This window comes from Gramella sp. MAR_2010_147 (assembly GCF_900105135.1).
Taxonomy (GTDB): Bacteria; Bacteroidota; Bacteroidia; order Flavobacteriales; family Flavobacteriaceae; genus Christiangramia.
In genome coordinates, this window is the sequence record NZ_LT629741.1 from 1,188,610 (window position 1) to 1,204,400 (window position 15,791).

At 38.4% G+C, this 15,791-nt stretch carries 16 protein-coding genes; 10 read left to right on the plus strand and 6 right to left on the minus strand.

All coding sequences use genetic code 11. The features are described from left to right. The first annotated feature begins 70 nt into the window (after positions 1-70). The 10 genes from BLT95_RS05365 to BLT95_RS05410 all read left to right on the plus strand — a co-directional run bounded on the left by BLT95_RS05365 (position 71) and on the right by BLT95_RS05410 (position 10,358). On the plus strand, positions 71-385 hold the full coding sequence (locus BLT95_RS05365; RefSeq protein WP_089665099.1) for a septum formation initiator family protein: 315 nt from the start codon (positions 71-73) through the stop codon (positions 383-385). Positions 386-422: 37 nt separating this feature from the next. Next, positions 423-1,832: a methylmalonyl-CoA mutase subunit beta gene (locus BLT95_RS05370; RefSeq protein WP_089665100.1), complete on the plus strand. Its 1,410-nt coding sequence runs from the start codon at positions 423-425 to the stop codon at positions 1,830-1,832. Between the two features lie 4 nt (positions 1,833-1,836). Beyond that, positions 1,837-3,969, plus strand: a complete 2,133-nt coding sequence (gene scpA, locus BLT95_RS05375) for a methylmalonyl-CoA mutase (protein ID WP_089665101.1) — start codon at positions 1,837-1,839, stop codon at positions 3,967-3,969. A gap of 83 nt (positions 3,970-4,052) precedes the next feature. After that, positions 4,053-4,934 carry an SDR family oxidoreductase gene (locus tag BLT95_RS05380; protein ID WP_089665102.1) on the plus strand — a complete coding sequence of 294 codons (882 nt, stop codon included), beginning with the start codon at positions 4,053-4,055 and terminating at the stop codon, positions 4,932-4,934. A gap of 175 nt (positions 4,935-5,109) precedes the next feature. After that, entirely contained in the window at positions 5,110-5,871 is a 762-nt protein-coding gene (locus BLT95_RS05385) for an AAA family ATPase (RefSeq protein WP_089665103.1), read from the plus strand. Positions 5,872-5,876: 5 nt separating this feature from the next. After that, complete coding sequence (locus BLT95_RS05390) at positions 5,877-6,782, plus strand: ParB/RepB/Spo0J family partition protein (RefSeq protein ID WP_089665104.1); 906 nt, start codon at positions 5,877-5,879, stop codon at positions 6,780-6,782. Further along, on the plus strand, positions 6,772-7,365 hold the full coding sequence (locus BLT95_RS05395) for a DUF5683 domain-containing protein (protein WP_089665105.1): 594 nt from the start codon (positions 6,772-6,774) through the stop codon (positions 7,363-7,365). Before BLT95_RS05390 ends, BLT95_RS05395 begins: the two co-directional genes overlap by 11 nt. 1 nt (position 7,366) lies before the next feature. Then, complete coding sequence (gene dapB, locus BLT95_RS05400) at positions 7,367-8,086, plus strand: 4-hydroxy-tetrahydrodipicolinate reductase (RefSeq protein WP_089665106.1); 720 nt, start codon at positions 7,367-7,369, stop codon at positions 8,084-8,086. A 50-nt stretch (positions 8,087-8,136) separates the two neighbouring features. Continuing rightward, a complete protein-coding gene (lepB, locus tag BLT95_RS05405) occupies positions 8,137-9,702 on the plus strand; it encodes a signal peptidase I (protein WP_089665107.1) in 1,566 nt (521 codons plus the stop codon). Positions 9,703-9,707: 5 nt separating this feature from the next. Beyond that, positions 9,708-10,358: a WbqC family protein gene (locus BLT95_RS05410; protein ID WP_089665108.1), complete on the plus strand. Its 651-nt coding sequence runs from the start codon at positions 9,708-9,710 to the stop codon at positions 10,356-10,358. Here BLT95_RS05410 and BLT95_RS05415 read toward each other — a convergent pair. From BLT95_RS05415 to ribH, 6 genes are all read right to left on the minus strand, one after another. Next, positions 10,338-11,369 carry an endonuclease/exonuclease/phosphatase family protein gene (locus tag BLT95_RS05415; RefSeq protein WP_089665109.1) on the minus strand — a complete coding sequence of 344 codons (1,032 nt, stop codon included), beginning with the start codon at positions 11,367-11,369 and terminating at the stop codon, positions 10,338-10,340. The genes BLT95_RS05410 and BLT95_RS05415 overlap by 21 nt on opposite strands. Next, positions 11,370-12,269: a rhomboid family intramembrane serine protease gene (locus tag BLT95_RS05420; protein ID WP_089665110.1), complete on the minus strand. Its 900-nt coding sequence runs from the start codon at positions 12,267-12,269 to the stop codon at positions 11,370-11,372. It abuts the gene before it with no gap. After that, the gene (locus BLT95_RS05425) at positions 12,269-13,018 is read right to left on the minus strand and encodes a rhomboid family intramembrane serine protease (RefSeq protein ID WP_089665111.1); all 750 of its coding nucleotides are present in this window, start codon (positions 13,016-13,018) and stop codon (positions 12,269-12,271) included. The genes BLT95_RS05420 and BLT95_RS05425 overlap by 1 nt, the downstream gene beginning before the upstream one ends. After that, the gene (mutL, locus tag BLT95_RS05430; protein ID WP_089665112.1) at positions 13,018-14,871 is read right to left on the minus strand and encodes a DNA mismatch repair endonuclease MutL; all 1,854 of its coding nucleotides are present in this window, start codon (positions 14,869-14,871) and stop codon (positions 13,018-13,020) included. The genes BLT95_RS05425 and mutL overlap by 1 nt, the downstream gene beginning before the upstream one ends. Next, positions 14,872-15,165: a hypothetical protein gene (locus BLT95_RS05435; protein ID WP_172822569.1), complete on the minus strand. Its 294-nt coding sequence runs from the start codon at positions 15,163-15,165 to the stop codon at positions 14,872-14,874. A gap of 118 nt (positions 15,166-15,283) precedes the next feature. Next, entirely contained in the window at positions 15,284-15,790 is a 507-nt protein-coding gene (gene ribH / locus BLT95_RS05440) for a 6,7-dimethyl-8-ribityllumazine synthase (protein ID WP_089665114.1), read from the minus strand. Position 15,791: the final 1 nt, after the last annotated feature.

Consider the following 15,791-nt stretch of genomic DNA (forward strand, 5'->3'; position numbering starts at 1 on the left):
TAAAATCCTGTTTAAAAATCCCTATTTTACCTATAATATGCCTTTCCTATATTTTGTATCTTAGCCGCATATGAAATTTAAAGACCTGCGTAAGAAGCCCTGGTTTAAATTTATCAGTAACAAATATGTACTGATAAGCATCGTGTTTGCAGGGTGGATGTTCTTCCTGGACACTAATTCATGGTTTATTCATCATGAACTGGATCAGGAAATAAATGAGTTGCAGGACAACAGAAATTATTATCAAGAGGAAATTGCGAAAGACAAAGCAGTCATAGAAAATCTTCAGGACTCGGTAGAACTTGAAAAATTTGCCAGGCAAAAATATTATATGAAAAGGCCCAATGAAGATATTTACATTATTGAATATGATACTGTAAATTAAATACTTCGCTATACCTCCCAATCAAAATCAACTAAGAATGAAACAATTGTTATTTCAGGACTTTAAAGAAGTTTCTGCAAAACAATGGAAGCAAAAGATCCAGGCAGACCTTAAGGGTGCAGATTATAACGAGAAGCTGGTTACTAAAACCCTTCACGGCATCGATATTAAACCATTTTATTCTTCTGAAGATGTTGATGAAACATTAAAGGTTTCAAATCCCGCCCACTGGAATATTTGTGAAAAAGTATATGTTACTTCGGCTGAAGTTGCCAATAAAAAGGCATTGGAAAAACTTCAAAAAGGAACTGAAAGTATCTGGTTTATCTTACCTTCTCAGGAAATCGATTGCGAAGTCTTATTACATAATCTTCCGCCAGGACTTAGCGTGTATCTGGATCTGGAATTTCTGGATGCTGAATTTGTTCAAGAATTAGATAAGATCATTGCTGATAAAAAATTAAAGGTATTTCTTCAGACCGATATTATTGGCAAACTGGCCCGAACTGGCAACTGGTTCAATAACCTTAAATCTGATCATTCAGAATTGGAGAAAATAGTCCGGAATACAGAAAACTTCCAGTCTACTATTAGTGTAAATCTTGGTCTTTTTCAAAATTCAGGAGCAAATATTCCGCAGCAGCTGGCATACTCCATAGCACAGGTGACCGAATATTTCAACCATTTTGATCAAATGGATCTTTCAGACGACCTTAAATCAAACTTCAAATTCCAATCTAAAATTTCTGTAGGTTCAGATTACTTTTTTGAAATTTCAAAGATCAGAGCATTACGCTGGTTATTTGCTACAGTGGCAAAAGAATTTGGTTTCAACACCACCTGCCATATTATGGCTCAGCCTACAAAACGCACTAAAACATTATATGATTATAATGTGAATTTCCTGCGCACTACTACCGAGAGCATGAGCGCCATCCTGGGGGGTGCCGATGCAATTTCTAATATGCCTTACGATGCTATTTATCATAAAGACAATGAATTTGGAGATCGTATTGCTAGAAACCAGTTGTTGATCATGAGAAACGAAAGTTATCTGGATAAGGTTGGAAATGTAGCTGAAGGCACTTATTATATTGAATCGCTTACCAGTCAACTGGCAGAAAAGGCACTAGAAATTTTCAAGGAAATTGAAAAAGCCGGTGGGTTTCTTAAAGAGTTGAAAGCCGGAATCATTCAGAAAAAAATAAAAGAAAGTGCCAAGGAAGAGCAGGGAAAATTCAACAATGGAGATCTTGTGCTCATAGGTACTAATAAGTTCGAAAATAAGGAGGATAGGATGCAGAACGATCTAGAGCTTTATCCATTTCTGAAAAAAAATCCTCGAAAAACCTTAATCGAACCTATACTTGAAAAACGGCTGAGTGAAGAACGGGAGCAAAAGAGATTAGAAGAGGAAAAGAATAGCCAGCCAACACCACAAAATTAAAGGTATGCAACGCAAAAACCTTCAAAACATAAACCTTCTAGACAAAGAGTTTTCAACCAGAAAACCTGAATCACAAAAGGAAACTTTTAAAACACCTGAAGAAATAGAGATCAAAACCTCTTATTCTAAAAAGGATATTTCAAATGCGGAACATTTAAATTTTGCTGCAGGAATCCCGCCGTATTTACGCGGTCCTTACAGCACCATGTATGTAAGCCGTCCCTGGACGATTCGCCAGTATGCCGGTTTTTCTACTGCAGAAGAGAGTAATGCCTTCTACCGAAGAAACCTGGCTGCCGGCCAGAAAGGACTTTCAGTAGCCTTCGATTTACCAACGCATAGAGGTTATGATTCAGATCATGATCGTGTGGTTGGAGATGTTGGAAAAGCGGGAGTTGCAATAGATTCTGTAGAGGACATGAAGATCCTTTTCGATCAGATCCCACTGGATAAAATGTCGGTTTCCATGACCATGAACGGAGCGGTACTTCCAATTATGGCATTTTATATTGTAGCTGCAGAAGAACAGGGTGTAAAACCTGAATTATTATCTGGAACTATTCAAAATGATATTCTAAAGGAATTCATGGTTAGAAATACGTACATCTACCCTCCTACTCCTTCAATGAAGATCATTTCAGATATATTTGAGTATACTTCTCAAAATATGCCCAAATTCAACAGCATAAGTATTTCCGGGTATCATATGCAGGAAGCAGGCGCTACCTGTGATATTGAACTGGCTTATACCCTGGCTGACGGACTGGAATACATCCGTAAAGGACTGGATGCAGGAATGGATATAGACAGTTTTGCACCAAGATTATCCTTTTTCTGGGCTATTGGAATGAATCATTTCATGGAGATCGCTAAAATGCGGGCCGGAAGAATGCTTTGGGCTAAACTTGTAAAACAATTCAATCCTAAAAACCCGAAATCTCTATCTCTTAGAACGCATTCACAAACCAGCGGATGGAGTTTAACAGAGCAAGATCCTTTTAATAACGTGGCGAGAACCTGTATAGAAGCTGCAGCCGCAGCCTTTGGTGGAACCCAGAGTTTACACACTAACGCATTGGATGAAGCCATTGCTCTGCCAACAGATTTTTCCGCAAGAATTGCCAGAAACACACAGTTATTCCTGCAGCAAGAAACAAATATCACCAAAACAGTAGATCCATGGGCCGGCAGTTTCTATGTTGAAAAACTTACGGAACAGATTGCAGAACAAGCCTGGAAACTTATTGAAGAAGTTGAAGAGCTAGGCGGAATGACCAAAGCTATAGAAGCTGGCATTCCAAAGATGAGGATTGAGGAGGCTGCTGCGAAAAAACAAGCCAGAATAGATAGTGAAACCGATGTGATCGTTGGAGTAAACAAATACCGTCTTGACAGGGAAGATGAGCTGGTTACGCTAGAAGTAGACAACCAGACGGTTAGAAAACAACAGGTTTCCAGGCTGGAAAGAATAAGGGCAGAAAGAAACGAGAACAAGGTTCAGGAGGCTCTCGAAAATTTGAAAAAAGCAGCCAAAGAAGAAAATGCAAACTTACTGGCATTGGCGGTAGTTGCTGCAAGGGAAAGAGCCAGTCTCGGGGAAATAAGCGATGCCCTCGAAGAGGTTTACGGAAGATATAAAGCCAAAATTCAATCGTTTAGTGGTGTTTATTCAAAAGAAATGAAAGACAACAGTTCATTTAATAAAGCCAGGGAACTGGCAGATAAATTTGCCGAAATGGAAGGTCGAAGACCTCGTATCATGGTGGCAAAAATGGGACAGGACGGGCATGATCGTGGCGCAAAAGTAGTTGCTACTGGTTATGCAGATCTTGGATTTGATGTGGATATAGGTCCGCTTTTCCAGACTCCGGCCGAAGCCGCTCAACAGGCCGCAGAGAATGATGTTCATATTTTAGGTGTATCTTCACTTGCCGCCGGACACAAAACCCTGGTTCCGCAGGTTATTGAAGAGCTTAAAAAGCGAGGCAGAGAAGATATTATGGTAATTGTTGGCGGAGTAATTCCTTCCCAGGATTATCAATTTCTGTTTGATGCCGGTGCAGTAGCTGTATTTGGACCTGGAACTAAGATAAGTGATGCAGCAACGCAGTTATTGGAAATATTAATTGATGAATAAACTAACAGGTAAGCAGTCACAATTTGCAGTAAATTCTTTTTAAACGCTGCCAACTGGATACTGAAAACTGAAAACTGAAAAATATGGATCTAAAGAAAAAAATGCTTCGTGACGATGCTCTTCAAGGCAAAAATATTATCGTGACCGGTGGAGGTAGCGGGCTCGGAAAATCAATGACCAAATATTTCTTGGAACTCGGTGCTAATGTTGCTATCACTTCCAGGAATATTGAAAAACTCGAAAATACTGTAAAAGAACTTGAAGAGGAAACCGGTGGGAATTGTTTTGCAGTTCAGTGTGATGTTAGGCATTATGATCAAGTGGAAGCCATGCGTGACGCTGTAATTGATGAATTTGGATCTATAGATATTCTGTTGAACAATGCAGCTGGAAACTTCATCTCACCTACTGAAAGGTTGAGCGCCAATGCCTTTGATACAATTATTGACATTGTTTTAAAAGGAAGTAAGAACTGTACCCTTGCTTTAGGAAAACATTGGATAGATAAAAAGGAAGAAAACAAAACTATTCTGAATATAGTAACTACCTATGCCTGGACTGGTTCGGCCTATGTGGTCCCAAGTGCAACTGCTAAAGCAGGAGTTTTAGCCATGACCAGATCACTGGCCGTAGAGTGGGCAAAATACGGGATTAGATCTAATGCGATCGCTCCCGGCCCCTTCCCTACCAAAGGTGCATGGGACAGGTTATTGCCCGGCGACCTGAAAGAGAAATTTGATCTTGCTAAAAAGGTTCCTTTAAAGCGTGTTGGAGATCACCAGGAACTGGCAAATCTGGCAGCTTACCTGGTTTCAGACTTTTCAGCCTATGTAAATGGTGAAGTGATTACCATAGATGGTGGAGAATGGTTAAAAGGCGCAGGACAATTTAATTTACTTGAGGAAATTCCTGAGGAAATGTGGGATATGCTGGAGCAGATGATTAAGTCTAAAAAGGGCAAATAAAGCTGTTTGTTTTTTACAGTTTTCAACAAAAAAAAATCGGAATAAATGAAATACCGGTTAAAGTCCCGATAATATTGGGGTTTTAATCGGTTTTTTCTTGCAAAGCTGTTAACAATTTCATTTTCTAAACCTATAATAAATTGTATTTTTACCTTTCAAAAATCATACACATTTAATGGGTAAAATCATTGCTATTGCCAACCAAAAGGGAGGCGTGGGAAAAACCACAACATCTGTGAATCTTGCGGCATCGCTAGGGGTTCTGGAAAAAAAGATATTACTGATTGATGCCGACCCTCAGGCAAATGCAACTTCAGGCCTGGGAATAGATGTTGAGGAGGTAGAAAAGGGTACTTATCAGCTTCTGGAACACTCCATTAAAGCTGAAGAGGCGATTTTAGAAACCAGTTCACCAAACCTGGATATTATTCCCGCTCATATAGACCTTGTTGCTATAGAGATTGAACTTGTAGATCAGGAAAACCGGGAGTCTATGCTTAAAAAGGCAATAGAACCCCTTAGAGACAAGTATGATTTTATCCTGATTGATTGTGCACCATCTTTGGGGTTATTGACACTGAATGCTCTTACAGCTTCAGATTCTGTTATTATACCAATTCAATGTGAATATTTCGCATTAGAAGGATTAGGCAAATTATTGAATACGATTAAAAGTGTTCAAAAAATTCATAATAATAAACTCGATATTGAAGGCCTTTTATTAACGATGTATGATTCAAGGTTAAGACTTTCCAACCAGGTTGTAGAGGAAGTAAAGAAACATTTTGATGAAATGGTTTTTGAAACAATCATTCAACGAAATGTGCGTTTAAGTGAAGCGCCTAGTTATGGAGAAAGCATTATTAATTATGATGCTTCCAGCAAAGGAGCCAGCAATTATCTAAGCCTGGCACATGAAATTATAAAGAAAAACTAAGAAAAATGGCTAAGGCTACCAAAAAACAAGCATTAGGAAGAGGACTTTCAGCCCTGCTGAAAGATCCTGATAACGATATTAAATCTGCTGAAGATAAGAATGCTGACAAGCTTGTTGGCCATATTGTTGAATTGGAGATGTCTTCTATTGAAGTAAATCCCTTTCAGCCACGAACCAGTTTTAACGAAGATTCTTTAAAAGAACTTGCTTCTTCTATTCGTGAATTAGGGGTTATTCAACCAATCACAGTAAGAAAGCTGGATTTTGGAAAATACCAGTTGGTTTCTGGAGAAAGAAGGTTTAGAGCTTCTAAATTGGTGGGACTGGATACGATCCCGGCTTATATTAGAATTGCTAACGACCAGGAGTCGCTGGAAATGGCTCTGGTGGAGAATATACAGAGACAGGATTTGGATCCAATAGAGATCGCATTGTCTTATCAGCGATTAATAGATGAGATTCAGTTGACTCAGGAACAGCTAAGTGAAAGAATTGGTAAAAACCGATCTACCATTGCCAATTACCTACGACTCTTAAAACTAGACCCCATTATACAAACCGGAATGCGTGATGGTTTTCTAAGCATGGGGCACGGGAGAGCACTTATTAATATTGATGATACCCAGAAGCAACTTGATATTTATGAAAAGATCCTTCAGAAATCGCTTTCTGTAAGGGAAACAGAACAACTGGTAAGAGAATTGAACGGAGATGGAAAATCCTCTGCAGCTATTACAAAGAAAGCTACTATACCAAAAACTTATAAAAAAGGTATTAAAGAATTTACAGAATATCTTGGTGCTAAAGTAGATGTGAAAGTCACAAAAAAAGGTAGCGGAAAATTAACTATACCATTTTCTTCCGAAGAAGATTTCGAAAGGATCAAAAAACTTATTCGGGGTGAAGCATAAATCCAACTTTTTCTTATTCTTTTTTCTATTTCTTATTTCAGTAGTCTCGGCGCAACAGGACTCTCTTGCCCTAACTTCTGAAAAAGCTTCGGAAAAGGAATTAAAAGAAAAGGAATATGAACCTTACAATGCTCTGGCTCCCGCAAAAGCAGCTTTTTATTCAGCAATTTTACCGGGTTTAGGTCAGGCATACAACGGCAGTTACTGGAAGATCCCTATTGCTTACGCCGGGCTAGGAACTGGCGTTTATTTCTATCTAAAGAATGATAAAGAGTATAATCGTTTTCGTGATGCCTATAAAAACAGACTTGCAGGCAGACCTGATGAATTTGACGGAGATGGTGAGGGTCCTTTTGTTCGTACGGAACGCCTCATTAATGCTCAGGAATTCTATCAAAAAAATAAGGAAATCTCTATCCTTGTCACCGTTGGAGTTTATATACTGAACATTATCGATGCCAATGTAGAGGCTCACTTAAGACAGTTTAATGTTGATGAAGATCTTTCGGTAAAACCAGATCTTGATTATGATGCTTTATCAGGAAAAACAAATTACGGACTTACTCTTAATTACAGATTCTAACATGAACATAGCGCTATTAGGTTACGGAAGAATGGGTAAAACCATTGAAGAGATCGCTGAAAATCGCGGCCATAAGATTGTTCTTAAACTCAACGAGGATATTGAGGATCACAATTTAGAAGAGTTAGAGATCGATATAGCCATCGATTTTAGTGTACCAAAAGCAGCCTTTAAAAATATTACTACCTGCTTTCAGCACAATATCCCGGTTGTGAGCGGTACTACAGGCTGGCTGGATGATTATGAGAAGGCGCGTGAAATTTGCAAAAATGAGGGTTCAGCCTTTATCTATGCCTCTAATTTTAGCCTGGGAGTAAACGTGTTCTTTGAGCTGAATCAAAAACTGGCCGGAATGATGCAGGGACTTGAAGATTATTCGGTTAATATTGAGGAGGTACACCACCTGCAAAAACTGGATTCCCCAAGCGGAACAGCTATTACACTTGCGCAACAAATCCTTGAAGAAAACTCTAAATTAAAAGGCTGGCAGCTTGATGATGCCGATGAAGATGAAATTCCAGTCACCGCTAAAAGAGAAGAGAATGTACCCGGAACTCATACGGTTACTTATGAATCTAACATAGATAAAATAGAAATTGTTCACACTGCAAAATCACGACAGGGGTTTGCACTTGGAGCGGTAGTAGCTGCCGAATATTTAAAGGATAAGACCGGTATTTTCAGCATGAGAGATGTACTTTCAGATCTTTTTAAAAATTAAAATGTAACAATTCAGGCAAAACCTGCCTTATACTGTAAAGAATTTAAAATATGACTTTTACCGAATGGTTTATTTTTTTCCTGCTCCTACAGGTGGTTCATTTTCTAGGAACCTGGAAATTATATCAAAGAGCAGGTAGAAAAGCCTGGGAAGCTGCAATACCGGTTTATAATGCAGTGATATTGATGAAGATCATTAATCGCCCCTGGTGGTGGGTTGTCTTAATGTTCATTCCTATTGTGAACCTTATCATTATCCCTGTGATCTGGGTAGAAACCATAAGAAGTTTCGGGAGGCATTCCACTGCAGAAACTTTCGCTGTAATACTTACACTTGGACTGTACATCTATTATGTAAACTACGCTACTGAGAATGCTTATATAGTAGATCGGGATCTAAAACCCAGAACCGAAGCGGGAGAATGGATAAGCTCAGTGCTATTTGCTGTAATTGCTGCAACGATAGTCCACACTTATTTTATGCAACCCTTTACCATCCCTACTTCTTCCCTTGAGAAGACCTTACTGGTTGGTGACTTTCTTTTTGTAAGTAAATTTCATTATGGTGCAAGAGTGCCGGGAACTGCTGTTGCATTTCCAATGGTGCATGATACTATTCCTGGTCTTGGGGTGAAATCGTATTTAAACAAACCTCAGATCCCGTATTTCAGATTCCCTGGTTTTGAAGAAATAGAACGTAACGATATTGTTGTCTTCAACTGGCCCGTGGATACAGTTAGAAAATTCTTTGATAGATCTGGGAAACACTATAAAAAACCTGTAGATAAGAAATCTAATTATGTAAAAAGAGCTGTAGGTGTACCCGGGGATTCACTTTCAGTAGTAAATGGATATGTTCATATTAATGGTAAGCAATTAGAGCTACCAGAGAGGGCAAAACCTCAATTCTCCTATATTGGCAAAACTAAAGGTCAGCCATTCGACCCGTACAGTCTTTACAAACTTTATGACATTACCGATGGTTTTTCCTACAATCCTAACAATAATGCTTTTGGTATTCAGTCATTATCTGATGAAGCTTTTGAGCGATTTAAGAATCATCCTAATGTTGCCACAATAGAAAGGTATGTAGATTCAGCGGGAGTTAAAAACCCGAATGTCTTTCCTAATGACGGAAAACGCAATTGGAACAACGATAATTTGGGACCTATTTATATTCCGAAAAAAGGAGCAACCGTTGATATTACTCCTCAAAGTATGGCCTTTTATAAGGAGATTATTGAAACTTATGAAGGTTCAGAGTTTGGACTTGATAATACGCTAAAAATCAACGGAACCCAGGTTTTACTGAATGGACAACCTATAGAAACCTACACCTTTAAACAGGATTATTACTGGATGATGGGTGACAACAGGAATAATTCAGAAGATAGCCGGGTATGGGGTTACGTACCTGCAAATCATGTGGTAGGAAAGCCGGTTTTCATCTGGTTAAGTTGGGATTCTAATGCCAGCGGATTTGATAAAATACGATGGGATCGTGTTTTTACAACGGTTAAAGGGGATGGCGAACCAACTTCTTTCTTACCCTATTTCCTTATAATTCTGGTGATTTTCTTTGGATGGAAATATTTCAAAAAACGTAGAGAAGCCTAAATTACATGAAACCTGTTTTATTACATCCCTCCTATTTTGGACCTATAAGCCAATGGGTAACTCATGTGAATGCTGAAAAAGTTGTTTTTGAGAATGAAGATAACTATCAAAAACAAACCTATCGTAACCGAATGTATATTTACGATGCAAATGGCAAGCTAACCCTGAACATCCCCATAAAACATCGAGCCGCATTAGGTTTAAGCACAAAGGGACATCAGAAATATAAAGATATCCAGATTGAAAATGAATTTGACTGGCAAAAGCAACACTGGCGAGCTTTTAAGGCCTCTTATCAAACTTCTCCATTTTTTGAATTTTATGAGGATGAGTTATACCCCATTTATCATAAACCATTCAAATATCTAATGGATCTTAATTATAAGTGCATGGAGTTCGTGGCAGATTGTCTTCAAATAGATTTTAGTTTTGAAAAAACTGACGAATTCATTCGGAAGCCAGAAGACAAACTGAATTACAGAAATTTGGTAAATGCCAAATCTAATCAAGGCTTTAATAATACACCATATACGCAGGTTTTCGATGCGAAAGCCGGTTTTCTCCCAAATCTATGTATCCTGGATCTTATCTTTAATGAAGGGAATGCTGCTTTGAGTTATCTTGAAGAACAGGAATTAAAACTGGATCTTCGTTAAAACGGGATAGTGATCTGAATAATCCACTTCAAATTTCCTGAATTCATTAATGGTCATCTTATCTTCTATCAATAGAAAGTCTATACGCAGCGGAAAATAATTCAGTTTAAAGCTTTTCCCGAAACCTGAACCTGCTTCCAGAAATGCATCGTTGAACCTGTCATCCTGATTCACCAGATTATAGATATACGAAAAGCTCGTATTATTAAAATCACCGGCTACAACAGTATTATACGGTGATTTGGTTAGTTCTTTTCCCAAAGCCTCTGCCTGCTCCTGCTGAAGTGAAAAGCCGTACCCAATACGCCCAAGCAGTTTTTTTGAGTCTTCTTTCTGAAGATCATCTATTCCCGGCTTGATATTTAAAGACTGAAAGTGCACATTGAAAACACGCACCGTATCCTTCTTTACCACAATATCTGCATAAATGGCATTATTGTTTCCCTGTTGAGGAAAATCAAGGGAAGCCTGATTGATAATAGGATACTTTGAGAAGATTGCCGACCCAAATTCCGCATTCTTACCTTTCAGTTTTACGTATTCATATGGATATATTTTTGCCAGTTCAGCTGCTCCTATATAGTGCTCCTGAACACAAAGAATATCTGGATTCTGCTCCTTTATAAAATTGGTTATTTTTTCAGGAATATCCTTTCTTTCAGACCACTCGTAGGCATTGAACATTCTTACATTATAACTCATCAGTGAAAGGTCTGAAACCTGTTCCTTATCGGTTTCAGCTCCGGAAAATTTCACAAAACTGCTCACATAATTATAGCCAAGAATAAGAACGATTAGCGATAATAAAACCTGCCTTTTTGTTCTGAAAATCCAGTAAACAAGAAATAAAGCATTTAAAATGATAAGCACCGGTACTCCAAGACTTAGAACAGAAAGCAATGGAAATGTTTTAGGCGGAATAAGAGGTAGTAAATATGAAAAAAGCAGCGCTGTCGCTGCAAAGGAATTCAGAATAAAAATGAATTTATCAAAGAGGCCCAACTTCTTCATTTAATCTTCTTTACCTGCTTGAAATAAAAAGTCCTTTTCTTCTTTATTTAAACTTTCGTAGCCACTTTTACTAATTTTATCTAGAATTGCATCTACTCGTTTTTGCTTCTCGTTCTTGTCAAAATTACTTTTAGTTCTTTGCTGCTTCGTAGCTCTTTTTCCTGTACGATGTACCGTTTTCATCTTTGCTTTGCGCTCCTTTGGTTTAAAAAGTGAAACCAGAGAATCCATGATATTTTCAAACCATTTTCCAATATCATTCCCTTTCTTTAATTGATTGGTATATAGATAACCCAGGCTGGCACCACCAAGATGCGCAAGATGTCCCCCAGCATTGCCCATGGGGATCTGGATAATATCTATCACCACTAAAAAAGCTGCGATCCACCAAAACTTTATGCTGCCAATCAACATTAATCTAACCCTCATATTGGGAATATGAGCTGCGATCCCTATTAAAACAGCCATCACCCCTGCAGAAGCTCCCATGAGATAAGAACGCCCGGTGCCCTGAAATGCAGGAAAAAGGTTATAGCTCAACATATATACTAAAGCCCCAATAATCACTCCCAGAAAATAGTAGTTGAGTAATTTTTTAGGTGAGAAATAATTTAAAAAATAGATTCCGGAGAAATAGAGAATCAACATATTAGATAAAATATGCCAGATCCCACTATGCAAAAATGAATAAGTGATAATAGACCAGGGTTTCAGTAGAAACTCCATAGGTTCTTTTGGGAAAACAAACCATTGCACCAGGAAATCAGACGGAAACTGAAACAGAAATGCGACCGTCTTTAACAGGAAGAACAATATAAAGACCAGCACATTAATTGCAATGAGCTTTTCAGTGACCGTAGCGGTCTGGATCTTATATCTAATTCTATCTGATGATCTCATTAATACCAGCGATTATCGTTAAACTGATTCTTTTTCCAATAATACATCATTATAAAGCCAAATAATGCACCTCCAATGTGTGCGAAGTGTGCAATAGACCCACCAAATAAAGAATATCCCGTAAAGCCCGAAAACAAATCTAATGCAATTAATCCGGGAATAAAATACTTCGCTTTAATTGGTACTGGTACAAAGAGCAGAAATAACTCCACATTTGGAAACATCATCCCAAAAGCCACCAGGACTCCGTAGATCGCTCCAGATGCTCCTACTGCAGGATTCGAGAAAGCACTTAACATAGAACGTAAAGTCCCTTCATCTATTCCCTCCGGTATCCTGAATCTATTGGAGGCATAAGCCTGCTCAATAAAATTCATGATCTCTGGGGGAGTCCAGCCTAGTTCCAGTAATCCGTTAAAACCTTTTTGATATGCATAAAAATTAACCAGCGTATGCAATAACGCCGCCCCTATTCCTGCTGAAAAATAGAAAAATATAAAACGTTTTTTACCCAGCATTTGCTCTATAGGACTTCCAAAAGCCCAAAGTGCATACATATTAAAAAGAATATGCATAAACCCACCATGCATAAACATGTGACTTACTATTTGCCAAAACTGAAAATTTGGATTTTTTATAAACCATAACGCGAAATACTCGTAAGCAACGTCACCAATTAACTGGCTACCAATAAAGAATATTACATTTATAATCAGGAGAACCTTTACGGTTTCTGTCATTCTTCCCATCAGGCAAATTTTTTATCGAGTTCATCTACAGATAAGGTAGTGAACACGGTTTTATTAAAAGGACTAAGCGCCGGTTCTTTACAGGCAAATAATCGGTTTACAATATGTTGTTGTTCTGCTGAATTTAGTAAAGTTCCTGAACGTACTGCCATAGAATTCGCTAAAGACTTTGCCAGAAGATCTGTTTGTGAAAATCCATTATCTGGCACATCTTTTTCAAAATCAGCGATCAATTGTTCCAGCAATATCTCTACTTCACTTTCTGAAATTAAAGTGGGAATTCCACTAATTTCAACTTCATCCTTATTGATTGCCGAAAAAATAAATCCTGTTTGTTCCAGCGATTCTTTGATCTCTTTTAACATCTCAACTTCATGAGAATTATATTGAAGTCTTAAAGGAAATAAAAGCTGCTGACTCACTGCAGATGAGACTGTTATATTCTTAAGAAGTTCTTCATAAAGCACCCTTGTATGTGCTCTATGCTGATCTATGACTAAAATCCCGCTTTTCAAGGTAGAAACAATATATTTTTTCTGAACCTGAAAGGTCGATTTTTCTGTTTGTTCTTCCCTGGCCCCGAACAAGTTACCAGTCACCTCTTCACTCTCAAATTCAATCTGATGAACATCTACTTCTGTATCGGTTTCAGACTGCATTCCAGAGTAGATGCTCTCCCATTCCGCAGGTTTATCTTTTCTGAAATTAGTTCCACCCGAAAACTGCATTCTTGAGCTTCCTTCATTTTGAAAAGGATTAAAGTTTCGATCTACTTCAACCTGAGGTGCATCAGCCTCCTTATTTTTATAATTATACGGGGTATCCAATTCAGAATCTCTTTCAAAATCCAGCATTGGAGCCACATTAAATTGACCAAGGCTATGTTTTATAGAACTTTTCAAGATCGCATATAATGCATGCTCATCATCGAACTTGATCTCGGTCTTAGTTGGGTGAATATTAATATCTATAGATCTGGGATCTACTTCCAGGTAAAGAAAGTAACTGGGATAGCTCTTATCTTTTAACAGACCTTCAAAGGAAGCTGTAACAGCATGATTTAAATATGGGCTTTTAATAAACCTGTCATTTACAAAAAAGAACTGCTCTCCACGGCTCTTTTTAGCAAATTCAGGTTTTCCAACAAATCCTGAGATCTTTACAATTTCAGTATCTTCTTCAACCGGAACTAATTTTTCATTGGTCTTTCCTCCAAGTATATTAGTTATTCGCTGTCTAAAGTTCGTGATAGGCAGTTGAAATAACTCATTCCCGTTATGTGTCAATGAAAACCCAATATCTGGGTGCGCCAAAGCTACCCTTTGAAATTCATCAATGATATGGCGTAATTCCACATTATCAGATTTCAGGAAATTTCGGCGTGCCGGAATGTTATAAAAAAGGTTCTTTACACTAATACTGGTTCCACTGGGAGTCACACAAGCTTCCTGGGAGCTTACCTGGCTACCTTCTACCTTAAGGCAGGTACCAACTTCATCGTTTGCTGTCTTTGTACGTAATTCCACATGGGCAATTGCGGCAATAGAAGCCAGCGCCTCGCCACGAAAACCTTTGGTTTTAAGAGAAAAAAGATCATCGGCAAGTTTAATTTTAGAAGTTGCATGCCTTTCAAAGCTCATCCTGGCATCTGTAAGACTCATCCCTATTCCATTGTCAACAATCTGGACCAGTGTTTTACCGGCGTCTTTGATCACCACCTGGATAAGGCTTGCTTTTGCGTCTATTGAATTTTCCAGAAGTTCTTTTATTACTGAAGCCGGACGTTGCACTACTTCACCCGCAGCGATCTGGTTGGCAACATGATCGGGCAACAGTTGAATTATGTCACTCATTTAACGGGGATTCGAGAAAATGGATAAATCAAAATCTAATATCCACAGACAAATGAAAAGTAAAATAACAATAATGTAAACCACGCGTCTGTTTATACTTCGGTTCCCTCTGGTACGGCTTGACTCTCTTGCTTCAGCCCACTGAGAACCAAAATCTATCGCATTGGTGGTCTCTCTGTATTTATTGAATTTAGAATCAAAATCATAGATGTTACCGGCATCCTTGCCCTTGTAGTACCTGGGCGTATAGTTATACCTGGTGTTTTTTCTGATTTTGTTAAAATTGATTTTCAAAACTGTAGATTGTTTGCTGATCCAAATTTACTCAAAATGCTTCAAAATTCCGAAGTCTTGGAGTATTAATAAAGAAAGCAATAACAATGCCGTTTTGAAGGCTGTAAAATAAACGAAACTAGCCCTTATAGAATTTGGCGTCCTTTCTAAGTTGCGCCATCTTAATGGCTGCTATTGCCGCTTCAGTTCCTTTATTGCCATGTTTTCCACCGCTCCGCTCTCGGGATTGCTCTATATTATTATCGGTAAGCACACAAAAGATCACGGGAATATCTGCCTGGACATTCAGGTCTTTAATACCCTGAGTTACGCCATCACAAACAAAATCAAAGTGTTTTGTCTCTCCCTGGATCACATTTCCCACAGCAATAATCGCATCCAGCATTTCAAAGCTTTCCTGCATTTTTTTACAACCGTAGATAAGCTCAAAACTTCCCGGGACATTCCAGCGTACGATATTTTCTTTCTGAACGCCATTTTCTATCCAGGCATCAAATGCTCCCTGGAAAAGTCCTTCAGTGATCTCATCATTCCACTCAGAAACAACAATCCCAAACCGAAAATCTTTCGCGTTTGGGATTGTATTTTTATCGTATTGTGAAAGGTTCTTACCTTTTGTAGCCATA